The sequence below is a fragment of the Scytonema hankhaensis NUACC26 genome (assembly GCF_045865695.1).
In the GTDB taxonomy this organism is placed as follows: domain Bacteria; phylum Cyanobacteriota; class Cyanobacteriia; order Cyanobacteriales; family Nostocaceae; genus Scytonema.
This window is the reverse complement of sequence record NZ_BAACAP010000143.1, coordinates 1-21,686: the sequence shown is the minus strand read 5'-3', so window position 1 is coordinate 21,686 and position 21,686 is coordinate 1. Positions and strand designations below refer to the sequence as shown.

17 protein-coding genes are annotated in these 21,686 nt (G+C 41.9%); 9 read left to right on the top strand and 8 right to left on the bottom strand.

The features are described from left to right. Positions 1-121: 121 nt before the first annotated feature. The 3 genes from ACKTT2_RS09590 to ACKTT2_RS09580 are packed head-to-tail and all read right to left on the bottom strand — an operon-like array spanning position 122 to position 8,719. Positions 122-2,941 carry an ATP-binding protein gene (locus ACKTT2_RS09590; protein ID WP_407886068.1) on the bottom strand — a complete coding sequence of 940 codons (2,820 nt, stop codon included), beginning with the start codon at positions 2,939-2,941 and terminating at the stop codon, positions 122-124. Between the two features lie 56 nt (positions 2,942-2,997). Beyond that, positions 2,998-5,817 (bottom strand): ATP-binding protein, encoded by a 2,820-nt coding sequence (locus ACKTT2_RS09585; protein WP_407886066.1) that lies wholly within the window; start codon positions 5,815-5,817, stop codon positions 2,998-3,000. Positions 5,818-5,869: 52 nt separating this feature from the next. Next, positions 5,870-8,719 carry an ATP-binding protein gene (locus tag ACKTT2_RS09580; protein ID WP_407886063.1) on the bottom strand — a complete coding sequence of 950 codons (2,850 nt, stop codon included), beginning with the start codon at positions 8,717-8,719 and terminating at the stop codon, positions 5,870-5,872. Between the two features lie 612 nt (positions 8,720-9,331). Here ACKTT2_RS09580 and ACKTT2_RS09575 point away from each other — a divergent pair. Together ACKTT2_RS09575 and ACKTT2_RS09570 are read left to right on the top strand one after the other, a co-directional pair. Continuing rightward, complete coding sequence (locus ACKTT2_RS09575; protein ID WP_407886061.1) at positions 9,332-9,859, top strand: SET domain-containing protein-lysine N-methyltransferase; 528 nt, start codon at positions 9,332-9,334, stop codon at positions 9,857-9,859. 54 nt (positions 9,860-9,913) lie between these two features. Continuing rightward, positions 9,914-10,765: a hypothetical protein gene (locus tag ACKTT2_RS09570; RefSeq protein WP_407886059.1), complete on the top strand. Its 852-nt coding sequence runs from the start codon at positions 9,914-9,916 to the stop codon at positions 10,763-10,765. A 200-nt stretch (positions 10,766-10,965) separates the two neighbouring features. Here the strand turns inward: ACKTT2_RS09570 and ACKTT2_RS09565 are convergent, their stop codons facing one another. The 3 genes from ACKTT2_RS09565 to lgt form a co-directional block, all read right to left on the bottom strand. After that, the gene (locus ACKTT2_RS09565) at positions 10,966-11,319 is read right to left on the bottom strand and encodes a phenylpyruvate tautomerase MIF-related protein (RefSeq protein ID WP_407886057.1); all 354 of its coding nucleotides are present in this window, start codon (positions 11,317-11,319) and stop codon (positions 10,966-10,968) included. A gap of 66 nt (positions 11,320-11,385) precedes the next feature. Then, a complete protein-coding gene (gene cobM, locus ACKTT2_RS09560) occupies positions 11,386-12,186 on the bottom strand; it encodes a precorrin-4 C(11)-methyltransferase (protein WP_407886055.1) in 801 nt (266 codons plus the stop codon). Positions 12,187-12,387: 201 nt separating this feature from the next. Beyond that, on the bottom strand, positions 12,388-13,236 hold the full coding sequence (lgt, locus tag ACKTT2_RS09555; RefSeq protein WP_407886053.1) for a prolipoprotein diacylglyceryl transferase: 849 nt from the start codon (positions 13,234-13,236) through the stop codon (positions 12,388-12,390). A gap of 247 nt (positions 13,237-13,483) precedes the next feature. On the opposite strand from lgt, the gene coaD reads away from it, so the two are divergent. The 3 genes from coaD (at position 13,484) to ACKTT2_RS09540 (ending at position 15,021) form a co-directional block, all read left to right on the top strand. Next, on the top strand, positions 13,484-14,062 hold the full coding sequence (gene coaD / locus ACKTT2_RS09550; RefSeq protein ID WP_407886051.1) for a pantetheine-phosphate adenylyltransferase: 579 nt from the start codon (positions 13,484-13,486) through the stop codon (positions 14,060-14,062). Beyond that, positions 13,945-14,640: an ATP synthase subunit B family protein gene (locus ACKTT2_RS09545; protein ID WP_407886049.1), complete on the top strand. Its 696-nt coding sequence runs from the start codon at positions 13,945-13,947 to the stop codon at positions 14,638-14,640. Before coaD ends, ACKTT2_RS09545 begins: the two co-directional genes overlap by 118 nt. Before the next feature lie 207 nt (positions 14,641-14,847). Beyond that, complete coding sequence (locus ACKTT2_RS09540; RefSeq protein ID WP_407886047.1) at positions 14,848-15,021, top strand: Sec-independent protein translocase subunit TatA/TatB; 174 nt, start codon at positions 14,848-14,850, stop codon at positions 15,019-15,021. A gap of 91 nt (positions 15,022-15,112) precedes the next feature. On the opposite strand, the gene cphA is transcribed toward ACKTT2_RS09540, so the two are convergent. Together cphA and ACKTT2_RS09530 are read right to left on the bottom strand one after the other, a co-directional pair. Continuing rightward, positions 15,113-17,818, bottom strand: a complete 2,706-nt coding sequence (cphA, locus tag ACKTT2_RS09535; RefSeq protein WP_407886045.1) for a cyanophycin synthetase — start codon at positions 17,816-17,818, stop codon at positions 15,113-15,115. A gap of 173 nt (positions 17,819-17,991) precedes the next feature. Next, complete coding sequence (locus ACKTT2_RS09530) at positions 17,992-18,855, bottom strand: cyanophycinase (RefSeq protein WP_407886043.1); 864 nt, start codon at positions 18,853-18,855, stop codon at positions 17,992-17,994. A 264-nt stretch (positions 18,856-19,119) separates the two neighbouring features. Between ACKTT2_RS09530 and ACKTT2_RS09525 the strand changes: the two genes are divergently transcribed. The 4 genes from ACKTT2_RS09525 to ACKTT2_RS09510 all read left to right on the top strand — a co-directional run bounded on the left by ACKTT2_RS09525 (position 19,120) and on the right by ACKTT2_RS09510 (position 21,390). Then, positions 19,120-19,254, top strand: coding sequence for a hypothetical protein (locus ACKTT2_RS09525; RefSeq protein ID WP_407886041.1), 135 nt, complete (start codon positions 19,120-19,122; stop codon positions 19,252-19,254). A gap of 208 nt (positions 19,255-19,462) precedes the next feature. Then, a complete protein-coding gene (gene trmD, locus ACKTT2_RS09520; protein ID WP_407886039.1) occupies positions 19,463-20,161 on the top strand; it encodes a tRNA (guanosine(37)-N1)-methyltransferase TrmD in 699 nt (232 codons plus the stop codon). Positions 20,162-20,229: 68 nt separating this feature from the next. Beyond that, positions 20,230-20,709, top strand: coding sequence for a 2-C-methyl-D-erythritol 2,4-cyclodiphosphate synthase (ispF, locus tag ACKTT2_RS09515; RefSeq protein WP_407886093.1), 480 nt, complete (start codon positions 20,230-20,232; stop codon positions 20,707-20,709). A 366-nt stretch (positions 20,710-21,075) separates the two neighbouring features. Beyond that, positions 21,076-21,390: a hypothetical protein gene (locus ACKTT2_RS09510; RefSeq protein WP_407886037.1), complete on the top strand. Its 315-nt coding sequence runs from the start codon at positions 21,076-21,078 to the stop codon at positions 21,388-21,390. Positions 21,391-21,686 lie beyond the last annotated feature (296 nt).

The window sequence follows — 21,686 nt, the reverse complement described above, 5'->3', positions numbered from 1 at the left end:
ATGACCTAGTACCACGTAGTATATCCAAGGTAGGAATCTAGATACTAAACAATAGTAGAGGAAAAGTGGTAATCTTATGTCATTTGTCATTTGTCATTGGTAACTGATTACTGGTTACTGGTTACTGTTGAATAGGGATTTTTATGACAAATTCTGTACCTTGTCCTGGTTGAGAGATGCACTCTAATTGACCGCCATGCTTTTCTACAATGATTTGATAACAAATTGATAGCCCTAACCCAGTTCCTTTGCCAACTGGTTTAGTTGTGAAGAAAGGATCGAACAATTTGGTTTTTACTTCGGGTAATATTCCCGGTCCATTGTCTTTAATACGAATCGTGACACAAGAATTCTCTTCTAGATGTGTTTGGATAGTAATGCGACTGGGGTATTTTTCCTTCTTCAGTTGTAACCATTCCGCTTCTTGTTGCCGTAAAGCATCAATGGCATTAGTGAGGATATTCATAAAGACTTGATTTAATTGTCCGGCATAGCATTCAACTGGGGGTAAGGAAGCATAGTCTTTGATAACTTCGATTTCTGGGTGTGCTGATGTTTCTTTTAAAGAATTTTGTAAAATTAGTAAAGTACTCTCAATCCCTTCATGAATATCCACAGGTTTCATCTCCGCTTCGTCTAAACGAGAGAAATTACGTAGAGTCAGAACAATCTCGCGAATGCGTTGCGCTCCTACTTTCATAGAAGTGAGAGTTTTTGGAACATCTTCTTGCAAAAAATCTAAATCAATATCGGCAATAAAGTTAAGAATATCGGCAGAGGAATCGGGATATTGTTGTTGATAAAGTTGAACTAAAGCTAATAAATCTTGAGCGTAGTTATCGAGATGAATTAAATTGCCATAAATAAAGTTAACCGGGTTATTAATTTCATGGGCAACGCCAGCAACGAGTTGACCGAAACTGGACATTTTTTCAGATTGAATTAACTGTGCTTGTGTACTTTGTAATTCTTTGAGAGTCTGTTCTAATTGAGTGGCTTGCTGTCTTAAAGTAGCTTCTGAATGTCGGAGCGTCTCTTCAGCCAACTTGCGATCGCTAATATCTCGTAAAAAGACGATATACTCTTGATTCTGGTTAATAGATCGTTGCGAAACGGTAGTTTCAATGATGCGCTTGTAAGATTTTTTTAACAGATGTTCGTTACCATACCAATAAGCAGGAACATCATCTAACCCAGAGAGAAATTCACTCAATCGGTGTCCTATCAGTTGATGAATTTTCATTTCCAAGAGTACTTCAGCAGCAGAGTTTGCTTGAGTAATAGCACCATTTTTATCTAAGACAATAACTGTATGGGGGACTGTATCAAGAGCAGTAATCAACCGATTTTCTGCTACTTCACGGGCTTCAGCAATGGATTCAATTTGTGGTAGTATTGTCCAACAAGCAACTGCAACAGCAACAAAGGCAACTGTTGCTAGTAGAATAATCAATAAATTCCCTTGAGCAACGCTGGAATTTCTATTGATTTTGGTGCTCAACAACCAACTTATCGTTGTAGCGCTACAGGTAAGTAATAGCAAAATAACGACTTGAACAGCAATAAGATCTTTGAACAAGGCAAGAGGTTGAGCAGTTTGATGTTGAATCCACCATCGAGGATGAAAGGGTGCAAATTTAATGTGACGAATCGCTGCATCGAAAACTAAAATCAAAATGGGTAACAGCAGCCCAATCAAGAAATCTTGCCAACCCCAAGCAAAACCTCCCGTAACTAAAACAACAACCTCTATAATAAAAAATATCAGTGACAACCAAGACCATCTAACGTCTGGTTTACCCCGATGCAGCCACGAGCCTAAATGAAATACTGTTATAGATGCTAAATAGCCAGTGTTTGTTATTATTAAAATTCTGGCGAAATCCCCCCAAGCCAAACATAAAAGACTTAAGAAAAAGCTAAAGACCAAAGCAGGCGTCAGAACACCCCGCTTGGAGACAAAAGCAAATACGGGCGATATATATCCGTCTAAGGAGAGTTGGTACAAAATGCGGGGAAGGACGCAAACAGTACTAGCGCAAGTCAGAAGACTGGGGAAGACTATGAGTAGCGTTACTAATGTAGAAGTATACTGACCCCAAAATGGCTTAGATGCTGCTAAAAGGCTTAAGTAAGCATTATTTCCTAATTCGGGTGCTGTAGCTAATTGAGTTAGTACCCAGGACCCACCTAGATAAATGGGAGGCATTAACCAAGAAGCAAAGGTTAAAAACCGTAAAGTTTTTTTAGGGTGTTGACTCTCAGCAACAAAAGAAGAAGTTGTTTCACAGCCGTAGACATTCCAAGTGACCAAGAAGTACCACTTTGCCCAATCACTAAATTGTAGAGGCGTTGCATGGAATGTCTCTATGGGAGGCAATAAACCGGGACTGGTGTTTGAGAAAGTTAACCACCACAAACCAAGCAAGCAAAACAAAAGTGTGAATGCGATCGCTGGTACGGCTAAAAACAAGTGTAATATTGCTAAAGTACGAGTCCCGCTAAAAGCAACGACAAAGGCAATGCACGTAAAGCCAAGTTTGAGCGCTAATTCCGGACAAACAAGATTTGACGATTGTAAATTAGCCTTAATCAAATCAGTCAGAACAATTGCGTACACTGGAGGGGCTGCAACCCATCCCACAAAATATCCAATTGCAGCATAGCGACCCAGCCCTGAATAGTTCTTAAGCAGTCTTGCGGCGTAATTAGGCGTTCCTCCCGACACTTCAGTCCACTGCCTGCCAAAGCGTTGTACTTGTAAGTTTAGTAAAATACCCACAATCATTGCGGGTAAGTAGACGAATACTGAATTAAGTCCAAGTGCTGCATACAAACCTGGTGCAAAGATAATCCATCCGGCATGGGAAGTGACACCAAAGCCCCAAGTTTCAAGGACATTTAGACTGCGAGGGAGTAAGTGTTTTTTGTCATTTGTCATTGGTCAGGTGGTCAGGTGGTTACTGGTCGGGTGGTCACTGGTCAGGTGGTCACTGGTCACTGTTTAATGGGAATTGCAATCAAAAATTCTGTTCCTTGTCCCAGTTGAGATATGCACTCTAATTTACCGCCATGTTTCTCCACAACAATTTGATAACAAATTGATAACCCCAAACCAGTTCCTTTGCCAACTGGTTTGGTTGTGAAGAAAGGATCGAATAATCGGTTTTGTATCTCAGGTGATATTCCCGATCCATTGTCTTTGATACGAATCGTGACATGGGAATTCTGTTCGAGATGTGTCCTGATAGTAATACGACTGGAATATTTTTCCTTCTTCAGTTGTAACCATTCAGCTTCCTGCTGGCGCAAAGCATCAATAGCATTTGTCAAGATATTCATAAAGACTTGATTTAATTGTCCGGCATAGCATTCGATGTGCGGTAACTTTTCATAGTGTTTGATAACTTCAATTTCTGGTTGTGCTGATGTTTCTTTCCAGGAATTTTGTAAAATTAGTAAAGTACTCTCAATGCCTTCATGAATGTCAACAGGTTTCATGTCAGCCTCGTCTAAACGAGAGAAATTACGGAGCGTCAGAACAATCTCGCGAATACGTTGTGCTCCTACTTTCATGGAAGTCAGAGTTTTCGGCACATCTTCTTGCAAAAAATCTAAATCAATATCGGCAATAAAGTTCAGAATATCTGGAGTAGAATTAGGGTATTCTTGCTGATAAAGTTGGACTAAGGCTAATAAATCTTGAGTGTAGTTATCGAGATGAATTAAATTGCCATAAATAAAGTTAACCGGGTTATTAATTTCGTGGGCAACACCAGCAACGAGTTGACCGAGACTGGACATTTTTTCCGATTGAATTAATTGTGCTTGAGCGCTTTGTAATTCTTTGAGTGTTTGTTCTAATTCAGTGGCTTGCTGTCTTAAGGTGGCTTCTGAATGTCGTAAAATCTCTTCCGAAAGCTTGCGATCGCTAATATCTCGTAAAAAGACAATGTATTCTTGATTCTGGTGATTGGTACGTTGCGAAACGGTGGTTTCCACGATTCGGTTGGCAGAATTTTGTAGGTGATGTTCGCTCGTGCTTTGCCAAGAAGCAGGTAGAGTATCCAAATCACAGAGAAATTCCGCCAAATCATGCCGTGTCAGTTGATTGATGCTCATTCCTAAGAGAGTTTCAGCAGCAGGATTAGCTTGAGTAATCGCACCATTTCGATCTAAGACCAGAACTGTATCGGGAACGGTATCAAGAGCGGTGATAAAACGTCTTTCTGCTACTTCACGGGCTTCAGCAATGGATGCAATTTGTGGTAGCGTCGTCCAGCAAGCAATGGCAATTGCAACAAAGGCAACTGTTGCCAGTAAAACAATTAATAAATTAGTACTACCTGTTTGAGAAGTTTTATTTAGCTGAGTACTTAGGAACCAACCAATTGTGGTACCGCCACAGCTCAGTAACAGTAAGATAATGACTTGAACAGCAAAAAAATCCTTGAACAAGGCAATGGGTTGGTCATTATTACGCAAAGCCCACCATCGCGGATGAAAAGGTGCAAATTGGATGCGACGGATTGCAGCATCAAAAACTAAAATGATGATGGGTAATAACAATCCGATGAGGAAATCTTGCCAACTCCAAGCCAAGCCCCCAACTATTAAAACGATCGCTTCTACAATAAAAAACAATAGCGATAACCAACCCCATCGCACTTCTGGTCTACCTCGGCACAGCCACAATCCCAGATGAAATGCTGTGATTGATGCTAAATAACCAGTATTTGTAATCATTACAATCCTGGTCAAATCTCCCCAAACTAAATTCAAGACACTGCACAAAAAGGTAAATACCAATGCAGGGACTAAAACGCCTTGTTTTGAAACAACAGCAAATACGGGTGATATGTGTCCATCAAGAGAGAGTTGGTACAAAATTCGGGGTAGGATGCAAACAGCGCTAGCGGAAGCGAGAAGGCTAGAAAAAGCCATTAGCAGTGTTACTAACACGGAGGCAGACTGACCCCAAAATGGCTGGGATGCTCCTAAAAGGCTCAAATAGGTATTGCCTTGTGCTGTTGCACCTGCTGGCTGGGCTAGTACCCAATTGCATCCTAAAAAGATGAGTGGCATTAGCCAAGAAGCAAACGTCAAAAACTGTAAAGTGTCTTTGGGAGATTGACTGTCAGCAACAAAGGAGGAAGTGGTTTCACAGCCGTAGATATTCCAAGTTGCAATGAAATACCACTTTGCCCAATCAACAAATTGTAGAGACGTGCTACCTCTCGTCTCTACAACGCGATCGAAACCGGAACTGGCATTTGAGAAAGTCAGCCACCACAAGCCTTGCAAGCAAAAAACAAGTAGAGACGCGATCGCTGGCACAACCAAAAATAAATGCAATATTGCTACAGCACGTGTACCACTGAAGGCAACCACAAAAACAATGCAGGTGAAACCAATTTTCAACGCCATTTCTGGACATACGATCCCAAAAGGTTCAAGATTCGCCTTTATCAAGTCACTTAGAGCGATCGCGTACACTACTGGAACTGATGCCCATCCTACAAAGTATCCAAGTGCTACATACCGACCCAACCCTGAATAATTCTTAAGTAACCTTGCGGCGTAGTTGGGTGTTCCCCCTGACACATCCGTCCAATGCTTACCCAAGCATTGCACTTGCAAATTCAGCAAAATGCCTACAATGACACCAGGTAAACAGAGGATTATTGCATTTGCTCCGAGTGCTGTACATAAAACTGGTGCTACAGTAATCCATCCAATATGAGAAGTGACACCAAAGCCCCAAGTTTCAAGGACATTTAAACTACGAGGAAGTAAGTATTTTTTGTCAAGTGTCATTTGCTATTTGTCAAGTGTCATTGGTCAAGTATCATTGGTCAAGTGTCATTTGTCACTGTTTTACAGGAATTCCAATCAAAAATTCTGTGCCTTGTCCTGGTTGAGATATGCACTCTAATTGACCGCCATGCTTCTCCACAATAATTTGATAACAAATTGATAACCCCAAACCAGTTCCTTTGCCAACTTGTTTGGTTGTGAAGAAAGGATCGAACAATCGGGTTTTCACCTCAGGTGTCATTCCCGGACCATTGTCCTTAATACGGATCGTGACATAGGAATTCTGTTCGACATTTGTTTGGATAGTAATGCGACTGGGGTGTTTTTCATTCTTCAGTTGTAACCATTCAGCTTCCTGCAGGCGTAAAGCATCAATAGCATTTGTCAAGATATTCATAAAGACTTGATTTAATTGTCCGGCATAGCATTCGACTGACGGTAAGGAGCTATACTCTTTGTGTACTTCAATTTCTGGTTGTGCTGATGTTTCTTTCCAGGAATTTTGTAAAATTAGTAAAGTACTCTCAATGCCTTCATGAATGTCAACAGGTTTCATGTCAGCCTCGTCTAAACGAGAGAAATTACGGAGCGTCAGAACAATCTCGCGAATACGTTGTGCTCCTACTTTCATGGAAGTCAGAGTTTTCGGCACATCTTCTTGCAAAAAATCTAAATCAATATCGGCAATAAAGTTCAGAATATCTGGAGTAGAATTAGGGTATTCTTGCTGATAAAGTTGGACTAAAGCTAATAAATCTTGAGTGTAGTTATCGAGATGAATTAAATTGCCATAAATAAAGTTAACCGGATTATTAATTTCGTGGGCAACACCAGCAACGAGTTGACCGAGACTGGACATTTTTTCCGATTGAATTAATTGTGCTTGTGTAGTTTGTAATTCTTTGAGTGTTTGTTCTAATTCAGTGGCTTGCTGTCTCAAGGTGGCTTCTGAATGTCGTAAAATCTCTTCCGAAAGTTTGCGCTCGCTAATATCTCGTAAAAAGACAATGTATTCTTGATTCTGGTGATTGGTACGTTGCGAAACGGTGGTTTCCACGATTCGGTTGGCAGAATTTTGTAGGTGATGTTCGCTCGTGCTTTGCCAAGAAGCAGGTAGAGTATCCAAATCACAGAGAAATTCCGCCAAATCATGCCGTATCAGTTGATTGATGCTCATTCCTAAGAGAGTTTCAGCAGCAGGATTAGCTTGAGTAATCGCACCATTTCGATCTAAGACCAGAACTGTATCGGGAACGGTATCGAGAGCGGTGATGAAGCGGTTTTCTGCAAGTTCACGGGCTTCAGCAATGGATGCAATTTGTGGTAAGGTCGTCCAGCAAGCTATTGCCACTGTAACGAAAGCAACTGTTACAAGCAAGATAACTAGTAAATTTGTGCTAACTACATTAGAGTTTCTACTCAAATAAGCACTCAGCACCCAACCGATGGTGGTAGCACCGCAAGTCAATAACAGCAGGACGATAACCTGAACGGCAATGAAATCCTTAAACTGAACAATAGGTTGGGCATTGTCATGTTTAATCCACCAACTCAGATCGAAAGGTGCAAATCGAATGCGACGGATAGCAGCATCTACAACCAAAATGAAAATAGGCAACAACAATCCGATGAGGAAATCTTGCCAACTCCAAGCGAAACCTCCAACTACGAGGACAATTGCCTCCACAATAAAAAACAAAAGCGATAACCAAGGCCATCGGACTTCATACTTGGCCCGCCGCAGCCATAATCCTAAATGAAAAGCTGTGATGGAAGCTAAGTAACCAGTCTTAGCGATCGTCACAATTCTGGCGACATCTCCCCAAACCAAACACAGGACACTGAACAAAAAGGTAAATAACAATGAGGGGATCGAGACACCTCGCTTTGAGACAAAAGCGAATACAGAAGAAATGTGTTTGTCTAAAGAAAGTTGGTACAAAATACGGGGAAGGACACAAACAGCAGTCGCGCAATTCAAAAGGCTGGAGAAAGCAATTAGCAGCGTTACTAACGTAGAAGCATATTGCCCCCAAAACGGCTTGGATGCTACTAAAAGGCTTAAGTACGTGCTATTACTTACTTCAGGTACTGTAGCTAGTTGAGTTAGTACCAGAGTTCCTCCCAGATAAATGAGAGGCATCAGCCAAGAAGCAAAGGTCAAAAACCGCAAAGTTTCTTTTGGTCGTTGGCTATCAGCAACAAAAGAGGCTATGGTTTCACAGCCGTACAAGTTCCAAGTCGCAATGAAGTACCATTTTGCCCAATCAATAAAATGTAGAGATGTTGGGTGCAATGTCTCTATAGAAGGAAAAAGACTGGGAGTAGGATTTGAGAAAGCTAACCACCACAATCCGAGTAAGCAAAAAGCTAGTGTAAATGCGATCGCAGGAAGCACTACAAACAAATGCAATATTGCTAAAGCACGGGTACCACTCAAGGCAACTACAAAAGCAATGCAGGTAAAGCTAATTTTCAGTGCTATTTCCGGACAGGCGATCCTTAATGGTTCAAAATTCTCCTTAATTAAATCCGTGAGAACAACTGCAAGCACTGTAGGTGCTGCCGCCCAACCCACAAAGTATCCAAGTGCTATATAACGACCCAGTCCCGGATAGTTTTTGAGCAACCTCGCTGCATAGTTAGGCGTTCCTCCCGATATATCCTGCCAATGCTTGCCCAAACGTTGCACTTGCAGGTTCAGCAAAATGCCCACAATCATTCCAGGTAAGCACACAAAGACAGCATTTGTTCCCAGTGCAGCACATAAAGCTGGAGCTACAGTAATCCATCCAGTATGAGCAGTCACACCAAAGCTCCAAGTTTCAAGGACACTCAGACTTCGGGGAAGTTTGTATGACGATTTATTGTTATTCGCACCCAAAATTGACTGAGTATGCATTGTAAATAACTTTGTTGTGATAGCTCAATCATTGAAATAACCTATTTTTCTATTTTTAAATAACCGTAAAAATGCTGAAAATATGACTTTTTCTTATCGTTAAACATTTTCAAGCAGTAAAAATGCTGACAAATATGCTTTATAGCTAAATCTAACAAGTTTCTCAGTAATGTTACGTGTTTTTATGAAAATTTAACCAAGTAATACTTGTAGAGAAGTGTACGTTCGAGTTTATCCGTAAAATTACATAGATTTTATCTTAATTTTATAATTTTTTCTATTTTATACAGTATTTATGACTATTTTGACTCAAGACTAAAATACGTTGAACTACTATTGACATTACCAATTTTGTATTTTAGATTCTCTTTATATTCACTATGGAACTGTAATTTTACTTGGTTCGGATAACACTGAGTCATCAAGATTTTTGATTGCAGCCTAATAGAGTTTGTTTGAAGCAATTTTGCAATTGTTGATTCACAACAGTTAGCAGAAATTGACTGGATACTGTCAAGTGACAGTCCAATTTCTATGAGTTCTGCATTAGCTTAATTTATTAAGTTAATGCAGAACTTCTAATGAACAAAAGAACAAGAGAACAAGCACATCATGGCAAAAATTAACGTCAATACCACTGCTAAAGGAACTGGGCTAATTGCGACCTCAGCAGTTAGGAAAGGTGAAGTCTTCTACAGAATAACAAAGTATAAAAGAGTTAACCAACCTACTTATACAAGTATCCAAATTGATTTGGAAACACACATTGAAGAGTCAGTACTTAATAAACTCAATCACTCATGCCATCCAAATCTGATTATAAATACTACAACTTTGGAATGTGTTGCAGCACGAAACATTGAACCTCATGAGGAACTCAGCTTTTTCTATCCCAGCACGGAGTGGGAGATGAATAAACCTTTTGTCTGTATGTGCGGTTCACCACAGTGCGTGCGAATTGTTGCTGGAGCTAGGTATCTTTCTTTAGATATTTTAAGCTTGCAATTTATCAATCGCCACATCCGATACAAAGCGTTGAGTTGCTTAGAAGAAGTGTTTAAGAAAGACGTCACGGTTGAAACAATAGATAGTTTTAGGGCTGAAACAGGTGTCTTGTCTGTATCTGTTACAAAAGCTTAAGACCATCTAATAGTAAATCCGTAGTTTTTTGTCAATAAAAGGAGTTTAAGCACCATGATTAACACGCTGAATCAACCCACAACAACTATCAGTATTGAAAGAAATGAAATTTGTAAAACTATTGCTGAAGAATATACATCGCTGACTTTTAAACAACTCCTTGAAGAAGCTACAAGCGGCGAAGCTCTTCTACGACTCATGGGTCGTTTTTTCCAATACTCCTCCGCTTTTGCACCTTGTCAAACTTGTTTGGCTGGATATATTGCTATTCGCAAAGATTTGTTCAACACTTCTAATGAACTAGGAGTGTTTGCCGATCGAAGTGTTGAAATAGGAGCAGGTATGTTTTTTGGTGCAATTGATGAGTTTGGCGATCGCGAAGCGCCTGAACCGCATACACATCGAGCTTTAGCTCTAGCAACGCTCAAAGGTATGGCACAATTTTATGACTATGATATGTTAGCTCTTAGCAAACTCATACATGAACACAAACCTACCAATGATGCTATCCATAAGGTTCATCGTAGTGGCGGTATTAACATGGTTGTGGATGAAGCACATCTCTTCCGTGCCATTGGCTTTCATTTAGGAACTGAAGTTTTGGGAGAGGATGAAAACCGTGTTTTAAAAGAGTTTTTCTGCACAAAGCGTCCTGAGATAACAAGATATTTACAAGAGACAAACGTGGAGATTGATGGCAAAGTGATTCCGGCTGACTACTGGTTCAGCCGCCATATTGTTGCAGAAGCTGAGCATTTTGATGCCGGAATACAATCTGCTAACCAAGCTCTTCAGTACTATACGGGTTTGGAAGATAAGCAACAGGTTAAGAGTTGGATTCTTGATGGAGTTCGAGATATTGCTGTACAGATGTCAGAGTTTATGGCAGAAGTCTGGAAGAATTGATAAAATTTTAGATTTTGAATTTTTGATTTTAGATTTGGGATAGAAAACGATTGTTTACCCTTCAATTGAAAATTCCTATCATTAGGAATTTTCAATTGAAAAATGTCCAATTTTTTCTTGTAGTAAGGCTACTTCCTTTCCGGGTTTTTGGAGTTTCTCCAAATAAAACTGACACTCTAGATTTATTTCTTGGAAGTCTTTTAACCAAAGGTTGAACTGTTCCAGCCCCACATTGTAGCTCTAGCGTCAGCAAATTCTATATATATTCGATTTTGCGGTACGCCTAATACTTGATTAATTTCTTGACAAAAATCTTGGCTCATTTCCTTAGTTTGTTGTGGCAGCATTGTTCCTATATTCTTGATTTCTATGTAACATACAGGGTCTGTTGTACCACCAAATGTCATAGGAATTTCGGTTTCAAAAGCTGTCATGACATAAGATTCTGGTTTGCCTGTGTGTTTAGCTAACTTTGCTGATAAATTTTTGAGTAGTTTTTCAATTTCAGCTTTTGTAGGAGTTGATACAGAAGTTTGGACTTTGATAAGTGGCATAGGTAGATTGGGGATTAGGGATTGGGGATTGGGCAATAAATGACTTTTAACACTGCTCAATTCCCATCAATGTCGAAATAAATGGCTGTGTTCGGGGTGATACAAACGGGAACGTCCTGTTGTTTGTGACAATGCAGGACTGATGACGTAGAGAGTCGTGCGGATTAGTTTTTCTTGATGAGTACACTCTGCCATCTGATTGAGGGGTACAACTAAAATTCTCTCATCAGACCATCCCAAACGATAACAAATTGCCACGGGTGTTTCTACTGAATAGTGTTCCAGCAACTTGGCTTGGGCTTCTTCAACATGACGCGCACTTAAGTACAGGCAAAGGCTAGCTTGATGGGCGGCGAGGGTTGCAAGCTCTTCTGTCGCAGGTACTTCTGTACGTCCACTGATACGTGTCAGTATAATTGTTTGAACTAAACCGGGAACGGTCAGTTCTAACTTGAGTTTAGCGGCTGCAGCTTGAAAAGCGCTGATCCCCGGTATAACTTCAAAAGGAATATTTGCTTCTGCCAAAAGGTTCATTTGTTCGTGGATCGCGCTGTAGAGACTGGGATCGCCTGAATGAAGACGCACGACAGATTTTTGCGATCGCACCCGTTCTACCATAATTGGTAAAATTTCCTCTAAAGTTTTGTTTGCAGTGCGAACAATCTCAGCATCATCTCGGCAAAGCTGTAGTATCTCGGACGGGACTAAAGAATCAGCAAATAAAATTACATCAGCAGATGCAAGCAATTTTTGTGCTTTAACCGTAAGTAATTCAGGATCTCCGGGACCCGCACCGATAATATATACTGCTGGTTCTACGGGCATAAGTTTTTTGTCATTGCCTAAAAGAATAGTGAATTCACGCATAAACAAGCACGCCATAAAGCATCTTCAAAAAATCTTGGCATTTTTCCGTAGCTTTCCGGATGTACCCTCTTAGCTTAGAAGAATGTATTGGTAGATGCACCCTGGTTAAGCCCTAGAGAACACTCTGGGGCATTTTTTATTTTAGGGATTGGCGATTGGTCACTGGTCACTGGTCACTGGTCACTGGTCACTGGTCACTGGTCACTGGTCACTGACATCTGGTAGACGCCGTTTAGCTATATAAAGCCAAGCTAAGCCAGCAAGCCCGAAAATAATTCCAAGTAGACTGACGATTTGTGCTATTCGCAAGGGTCCGAACATTAAACTATCAGTCCGAAGACCTTCTATCCAAAGACGCCCCAAGCTATATCCTGCTAAATAAACCAAAGATAGCGTACCGATTTTTAGAGGAGGTTTGCCTGATAAACTCCGAAAAAACAACGTTATCAGTAAAGCGAATACGGCTAAATCCCATAAAGATTCATATAAGAAAGTAGGATGAAAGTATTTAAATTCGGCTAGTTCTGGAGGACGGCGCTCTGGTGGAATGTAGAGTTTCCAAGGTAAATTAGTAGGATCGCCAAAAGCCTCTGAGTTAAAGAAATTTCCCCAGCGTCCAATTGCTTGACCAAGAATCAATGAAGGAGCAACTAAATCTGCTAGTTGCCAAAAAGAAACTCGCTTGAGTTTGGCAAAGATTAATGCTGCTATAACGCCACCAATGATTGCTCCATGAATGGCAATACCCCCTTGCCAAATGGCAATAATGCGTTCTGGATGTTGGGCGTACTCCGACCACTCGAACAAGACGTAGTATAATCTTGCTGTAGGAATAGCCCCAAGTACCAACCAGATTGATAAATCACTGAGTAAGTCAGGGTTTACATCGCGGCGCTTTGCGAGGTACTGAGAAAGGCTAACGCCAATCAAAACGGCTGAGGCAATCAGAAAGCCATACCAACGGATAACCAATGGTCCTATCTTCACTAGAATGGGTCCTGGTGAAGTAAATTGAAATGCCAAGGGTAAAGCGAAAAAGTCCGGTATCATACAAAAGTACATAAAAGGCAAGAGAATAAAAGTGTGGGTTGAAAAGTGCGTTTATTGAACCCCTCAAAACAGAAATGCTTTTTGATTTTATAGTTAATTGAAAATACAAGCATAGAAAACTGCTGGGCAACCTACAGCGTAGATTTTAAGTTGCTACGGGTTCCTTGACCTACATAAGCAATTAAAAATTCAAAATTCAAAATATGTCAGATATAATCACCTCATCAACGTTGAGGCAGCTGTCATCGTGATTGCCATCTATCCCGGAAGCTTCGACCCTGTGACTCTAGGACACCTTGACATTATCCAACGCGGTTGTCGGTTGTTTGAACGGGTTGTTGTAGCTGTATTGCGGAATCCCAACAAAACGCCTTTATTCACCGTCCAAAAACGCTTGGAACAGATTCGTCTTGCAACACAACATTTAACTAACGTCGAAGTAGATGCTTTTGATGGTCTTACCGTCAAATATGCCCAAATGCGGGAAGCGCAAGTCCTGCTTCGGGGTTTACGAGCCATTTCCGATTTTGAGGTAGAGCTTCAAATGGCTCATACTAATAAAACTCTATCTCATCAAATAGAGACAGTTTTTCTAGCAACATCCAACGAGTATAGTTTTTTAAGTAGTAGTGTTGTAAAAGAGATTGCTAAGTTTGGCGGCTCTATAAATCATCTTGTTCCCTCGCACGTTGCTCTTGATATTTACCAATGCTACGCCCAAAACAATCAGATATCGAACCAGATCGTAATGGAAGCGATCCCCTCTCTGAAGAGTATCCCAATGGAATCTCCTACAGCGGAGACGCTACGCCAACAGGAAACGTAGATCTTCAGCAGGAATTTAACCGCCTTGAGGAAATGATTCTTGCAGGTTTCAATATTCCCCTGACGCGATTCACGTTGGTGGATGAAGACAAGTTGCTCGATCGAGTGGATTTCATTAGGCTTTCTTTGCCTGAAGCTTTTCAAGAAGCAGCTGGAGTCCTCCAAGAAAAGGAAGAAATCCTCCTACAGGCAGAAGAATACGGACAACAAATTGTTGATGCTGCTCAAGCCAAAAGAGCGCAAATTTTGGATGAGAGTGACATCTTGAGGCAAGCAGAACGAGAAGCTCAACAACTGCGGCAACAAGTGCAACAAGAGTGTGAGGCGATGATGCAAGAGACGCTTGAGGAAATCGATCGCAAACGACGTGTTTGTCAGCAAGAAATTGAGGAAATGCGACGGGCTGCAGTTGCAGAAGCTGAAGCGATCGAACAAGGCGCTGATGAGTACGCTGATAACGTTCTGGAAAATATCGAGCAGCAACTTCAAGAAATGTTACGAATTCTTCGCAACGGACGACAACAACTTTACCCAGACAACTCAAAAGGGCGCAATTCTCTCCCTCCTAAAAAGAAATAGTGCTGTTGGGATATGCTATGTCACCAAGATGAATCGACAAATTACTAGTGTGGTAATTGCTGTACCTTCAAGTATAAAAAATTTTGAAGATTTTGAAATTTATTCTTGAGAAACTAAAAAAATAAATTATTTCTTCTTATGGAATAGGCGGCTCTGCCCGTTCCACATTCTACCTATAATGAGAGTGACGGATGACAGGAGAGGCTTATGTTTGGATTGGGATGGCCAGAAATCGCAATTATTGGTTTGGTGGCTATTGTCATTTTCGGACCGAAAAAAATTCCAGAGTTGGGAAGCGCACTAGGAAAAACTCTTCGAGGCTTTAAGGAAGAACTGAACAAACCGAGTGAAGATAACGATCGCCCTGAAGAAAAACAGTAGTCAATTGTCATTGGTCATTAGTCATTAGTCATTAGTGAAAACTATTTAACAAAGGACAAATGACACTTGACACTTGACAAATGACACTTGACTACAAACGTGTGTTAACTACCGAGGATTGTACGCCGATTTGAGAGTCAACAGTAGAAGAGTTGGTGTTTTGTTGAGCTATCTCCTCTTTCACAACTCCACGTGCTTTAATTAACCGGATAGCACGACTGACGCTTTCTGGTAGGATGACAACCAAACTGTTATCGGGAGCAGTATCAAGCGCCTTATTAATCGCTTCTGTTTCGCCCAGAATCACTTCGTATTTGGAATTGGGACTAGATTCTTTAATGCCTCGAACAATGAGATCGGCAGCCGAACCTCGTTGGCGTCCCCGCGTGTCATCATCTTCTTTAACAATGATGTAGTTGAAGATTTCTGCAGCAAGTTTGCCTAACATTACAAAATCCTCATCGCGTCGATCGCCGGGTCCTCCAACAACTCCAATGCGATCGCCACTAGTCCAGTTACGAACAAAAGCACCTAAAGCCTCGTAAGAAGCCGGGTTATGGGCATAATCTACCAAAGCGTGGTAATTCCCCAAATTGAATAAATTCATCCGTCCTGGTGTTTGACTAACCGAAGCGCGGAAAGAATTCAAGCCCGCACGAATTTGCTCTATGGAAACATTTTGCACGAATGCTGCCAGAGTTGCTGCTAGAGCATTGGCTATCATAAACGGCGCACGTCCGCCCATTGTCAGGGGTATATTTTCCGCCCGTTCAATTCGGTGCGTCCAATCACCTTTCAAAATAGAAATATAGCCATTTTCGTAAACTGCGGCAACACCTCCCTTTTGAATGTGCTTCTTAACCAACTCCGAATCCGGTTTCATGGTAAAGAAGGCAACATTAGCTTTCGTTCTCTCTGCCATTTCAGCGACTCGTGGGTCATCAGCATTGAGTACGCTGTAACCGTCGGGGTACACAGCTTCAGCAACTATACTCTTAAGATGCGCCAACTGGTCTAATGTATCGATGTCGCCTATTCCCAAGTGATCGGCAGCAACATTTAATACAATCCCCACATTAGCAGCTTCAAAAGCAATTCCAGATCTCAAAATACCGCCACGAGCTGTTTCTAGCACTGCCACTTCCACAGTAGGGTCGCTAAGAATCAGTTGAGCGCTTTGCGGTCCAGTGTTGTCACCTGCCTCTACTAAATAATCCCCAATATAAGTACCATCTGTAGTTGTATAACCAATGACTTTACCAGTTTGTTTAAAAATATGTGCTAACAAACGGGTGGTTGTGGTTTTGCCATTGGTACCCGTTACTGACAAAATAGGGATGCGGCTTGATTTGTCGTTCGGGAACAGCATATCCATAACTGCTCCTGCAACATTGCGGGGGATACCCTGACTTGGAGCAACGTGCATCCGGAAACCAGGTGCGGCGTTAACTTCCACAATCACGCCATCCACTTCTCGCAAGGGGCGGCTAATATCTTGTGTAACAATATCTATTCCCGCAACATCCAAACCGATAATCTTCACAATCCTTTGTGCCAACCAGACGTTTTCTGGATGGATTTCGTCGGTACGGTCTACAGCGATTCCCCCTGTACTTAAGTTTGCTGTTGCCTTTAAGTAGCATACTTCACTTTTAGGCAATACAGTGTTTAAGGTATAACCTTGTTTTTCCAGTAACTGATAGCTGGTACGGTCGAGTTCAATTTTGGTGAGGACGTTATCATGACCATCACCGCGATTTGGGTCTTTGTTCGTTTCCTCAATCAATTCAAAAATAGTCGCTCTGCCATCACCAACGACATGAGCAGGAACTCGTTCGGCAACGGCGACGACTTTGCCGTTAACTACTAAGACGCGATGATCCCGTCCAACGTAATATCGTTCGACGATAATCGAGCGGGAAATTTGTCTAGCAGAATCATATGCGGCTTCTGCTTCTTCCCAAGAAGTAATGTTAATACTGATACCGCGCCCGTGGTTGCCATCTAAGGGTTTGATGACAATGGGATAGCCGCCAACATATTGTATGGCTTCTTCTAAATCGTCTAAGAAATTAATGACAGTACCGCGAGGTACGGGAACTCCTGAATTACCCAGAATACGTTTGGTTGCTTCTTTATCACAAGCCAGTTCGACTCCGAGTATGCCAGTGTTATCTGTCATTGTTGCCTGCATCCGCTTTTGATGCACGCCGTAGCCCAGCTGAATCAAAAAGCGTGCGCCAAGCTGCATCCAAGGAATACCTCTTTTTTCCGCTTCTTGAATCAGCGCTTCTGTAGAGGGTCCGAGGGCTGCATCGCGCCATAAGTCTTTCAGGTCTTGTACATCTTGCTCTAATTCAGCTTTTGGATAACGACCCCTATCGACAATGCTTTGGCACAGCCGTACTGCTGCTCTGCCTGCATAGCGTCCTGCTTCCTCATTTAGATACTCGAACACCACCTGGTAAACTCCGGGTGCGGATGTCGTTTCACGAGTCCGCCCAAACCCCGTGTTCATTCCAGCCAAATCTTGCAGTTCTAGGGCTACGTGTTCTACAACATGACCCATCATAGTGCCTTCTCGCACGCGCATTAAGAAACCACCACGACAGCCCGGAGAACAGAAGTGACCTTCCAGACTTGGCAAAGCCTCAACTAATCCTTCGTAAAAGCCAGGAATTTCGTTTGTTGGCGTCTCGGCAAGGTTTTCTAAATCGAGGCGCATGACAATTAACTTGTGGCGTCGAATGCTCCAATAGTTGGGGCCGCGTAAGGTCTGGATCTTGAGGATTCTCATGGGAAATAGGTAGATGGAGATTCGGAACCAAATTACTAGTTTCTTACTGGAATTGACCGCTTAACTGTTCGTGGTGAACAGTTTTTTCTACTTAGATCGTATTATCTCCAATTTTCTGGTTAAAAATTGACAAGGAGCGGTCAACCCAGTGTAACCCCAGCTACTGTTTTCCGTCAGCTGGAGATGCGGTAAACCGCAGGTAAAACGGTACGCTGGTAAAGGTGATAGCGATCGCCATGACTGAGAAGGTGCAGCCGAAGATTGTGTAAATTTAACGGATCGGTTGCTCCAATATGAGGTTCGTTCGTGTGAGTGACTTCGGTTGGGTCAACAACTGTCACGCTTCCTTTACCCAAAACTTGCAACCAACCATCTCGTTCAAACATGGCACAGGTGTCTTCATCGATACCAATGCCCAGGCGATCGGGATGAGATGCGACAGCGCTCATCAGACGTACCATGCGATTGCGATTGTGGAAGTGTTGATCCACAATCACTTCTGGGATAAAACCCAAGCCAGTGGCCATATCAACAAGAGAACGATTTGGGGATTCGCCGCTACCACCTCCTGCTATCATATGATGACCCATTACAGCCGCCCCCGCACTAGTGCCTGCTAAGGTGAGCTGTCCGGATCTGACTCGCTGTCGGATAATATCCATCACTGGCGTATCTGCTAACACACCACAGAGACGCAATTGGTCTCCTCCCGTCAAAAATACCCCAGAGCAGGCTTCCAAAGATGCTTGGATGTAGGGGTCTTCACACTGATCCCTTTCTCGAATGTCCAAAATTTCGACCTTCTGAGCACCCATTTCTTCAAAAATTCGGATATACCTGCCACCAATAATGCTCGGCTCGCGAGAGGCCGAGGGAATAATTGTAATATAGGCGTTACTAGCGCCAGAGCGATTGACAAAAGTCCGCAAAATTTCACGTCCATGAACTTTGTCTTCTGCGCCTCCTATAACCAGAACGGCGGTTTTTGTTGCTTGGGGTGTCCTCATTTCCAGCGGTTTAGCTTTAAGTTGCGGCATTGTGTTTCTCCTGTCAACAACTTCAGGTGAATAAAACAAGGTCGTTCGCCTTTATGATTTTGCGCCTCGCCTCCTAAAGAGGACAGTGCTTTATGCACAACATGACTCAGTTTTATAGTGTCTTAGCCATTCCGAAGAAGTCAGCACCTGATTTTTCACCTGATGAGTGTTGGCGTATGAAAGTGGGAGAGTGTAGGGGATAATAAGTGATTTAAGCACCACCTGTACCCCATTCGCCTGAATTTGAAGCCATTGAATTTGGTTATGAAAAAAAACAACCGCTTTCTCGACCCCCACATTCCCGTTCCAGCACCCCTCTACACCCCTAATAAAGGGGGAAAAGTAGGTCACGAGACACTTTTTTCTGAGACTGGCTTGATGCATCCTGGAAGTTGTTAACTCGGTTAGTTAAATAATTTAAATGTAGATGTGACAATATTTAAACATAAATTAAGTAGTTAGAAAAACTTGTATTGCCACGGAAACTGTGAGTTTTCCCGTACTTTTAGATACTCTTGATGTGACTTGTATGTGTAATACAAAACATCAACTTCTATGTAGTACAGATATCCCAACTTTAGAATAGTGTCCTCCAATACGAAATACTGTGCGCTTTGATATAGTTACGCTATTTCCTGACTGTTTTACTTCTGTTCTCACCTCCGGGTTGATCGGCAAAGCCCTCGCAAAACAGATTGCCCAAGTCAATCTAATTAACCCAAGAGACTTTACCACCGATAAACACCGGAAAGTCGATGATGAACCCTACGGTGGCGGTGTTGGAATGCTGATGAAACCAGAACCCATCTTTACCGCCGTAGAATCGTTACCGACTTTACCCAAACGAGAAGTTATTTTGATGAGTCCTCAAGGTCAAACCATCGATCAACCCCTGTTGCGAGAACTCGCAACCGACTACAACCAGTTGGTCATCATCTGCGGGCATTATGAAGGAGTTGATGAGCGAGTCCTGCATCTGGTTGACCGTGAAGTGTCCTTAGGCGATTTTATTCTTACAGGCGGCGAACTGCCAGCAATGGTTTTAATTAACGGTGTCATACGTCTGATACCTGGAACCGTTGGCAAAGCAGAATCTCTCAAAGTAGAGAGTTTTGAAGAGGGTTTATTGGACTATCCTCAGTATACTCGCCCCGCCTCCTTTCGCGGATGGAAAGTCCCCGAAGTCCTTCTCTCAGGCAATCACGCCGCCATTGCTAAGTGGCGGTACGAACAACAAATTTCTAGAACCCGTCAGCGCCGTCCCGATTTGTTTAAGAATTGGGAAGAAAAGAACAGTGACCAGTGACCAGTGACCAGTAACCAGTGACCAGTGACCAATGACCAATGACAAATCCTCAATCCCAATCCCTAACTATGAACATTCGTATTGGTAATGGTTACGACATTCACCGATTGGTGAGCGATCGCCCCCTCATTTTGGGCGGAGTTAATATTCCCCATACCCTAGGTTTGTTAGGACACAGTGATGCTGATGTTTTAACACACGCGATTATGGACGCCATGCTAGGGGCGCTTTCTTTAGGGGATATTGGGCATTATTTTCCGCCCACCGATCGCCAATGGGCGGGAGCAGATAGTTTGGTGCTATTGAGTCAAGTCAATCAACTGATTTGCGATCGCGGTTGGCTTGTCAGCAACATTGATTCAGTCGTCGTAGCAGAACGCCCAAAATTGAAACCACATATTGAAACAATACGCTCAAAAATAGCCAGTGTTTTACAAATCGAACCCGATCGAGTTGGCGTCAAAGCAACAACCAATGAAAAATTAGGTCCGGTAGGGAGAGAAGAAGGGATTTGTGCTTACGCTGTCGTTTTACTAACAAGGGGTTAGGGGTTCCCTCATCCCTCATTCCTTATCTCTCATCCCTCGTTCCCAGGCTCCGCCTGGGAATGCCTTACTAGAGGCTCCGCCTCCCGTCTTAACAAATTGTAATAAAAGAGTACGTTACACTGAAGAAGTCCACAATGCTAATTGAAAACACGAATTAAATAGGATACAAATTAATGATTAATAGTAGTAAATAAGCTATAACTTGGTGGGAATTAAGAGCTATACAAGATACAAATGTTGAAGATATAGAGCATCCCGATTTAATCGTCTTAGACAAAGACGAACAAGTTGTTCTCATAGGTGATATAAAAGGTTTTCCATTTGACTCAAATAAAAGTAAAACTCGCGAAAAGGCGGAATTACTCAATGGAAACTATAAATATAGAAGATGTAGACCATCCTGATTTCGTTGCCTTAGACAAAGATGAGCAAGTTGTTCTCGTTGGAGAAGTCAAAGGTTTTCCATTCAACTTTAAAGAAAAAAAAGTACAGGAGTATGCTATTGGACGGCTAATTAATTACTTGCAAGCTGCTAAAATTTTGATTCCCTTTGCCATGCTTGTTGACGTGGAAAATATTATAATTTTTAAGTGGGATGGTAAAAATTTTATAGAATCAAATATTTGCCTTAATACAGCTGAAGTGTTAAATCATTACGAACCAGAATTCAGTAAAAAATAGATATTTACTCTTTACCTAACAACTTTGATAGAAGCCTAGTTACGCGATTTAGCTTATCATTGGAAATCACAAATACCTCCAGCCTCAAAAGAAATGGCAGAAGTTGGTTTGTTACAGCTAATAGAAGATGGAACTACCCAGGCTTATTAGGATTAATAGTGATAGTGTATGTTGAAACGAATTTTTTGATGAGTATAATATTAATTTACAACACTAATTAACTATAGCAATCCTACTTGAGTTACAAACACACAGTATGTTTATACTATAAAAGGTGTGTGAGGTAATACAATGAA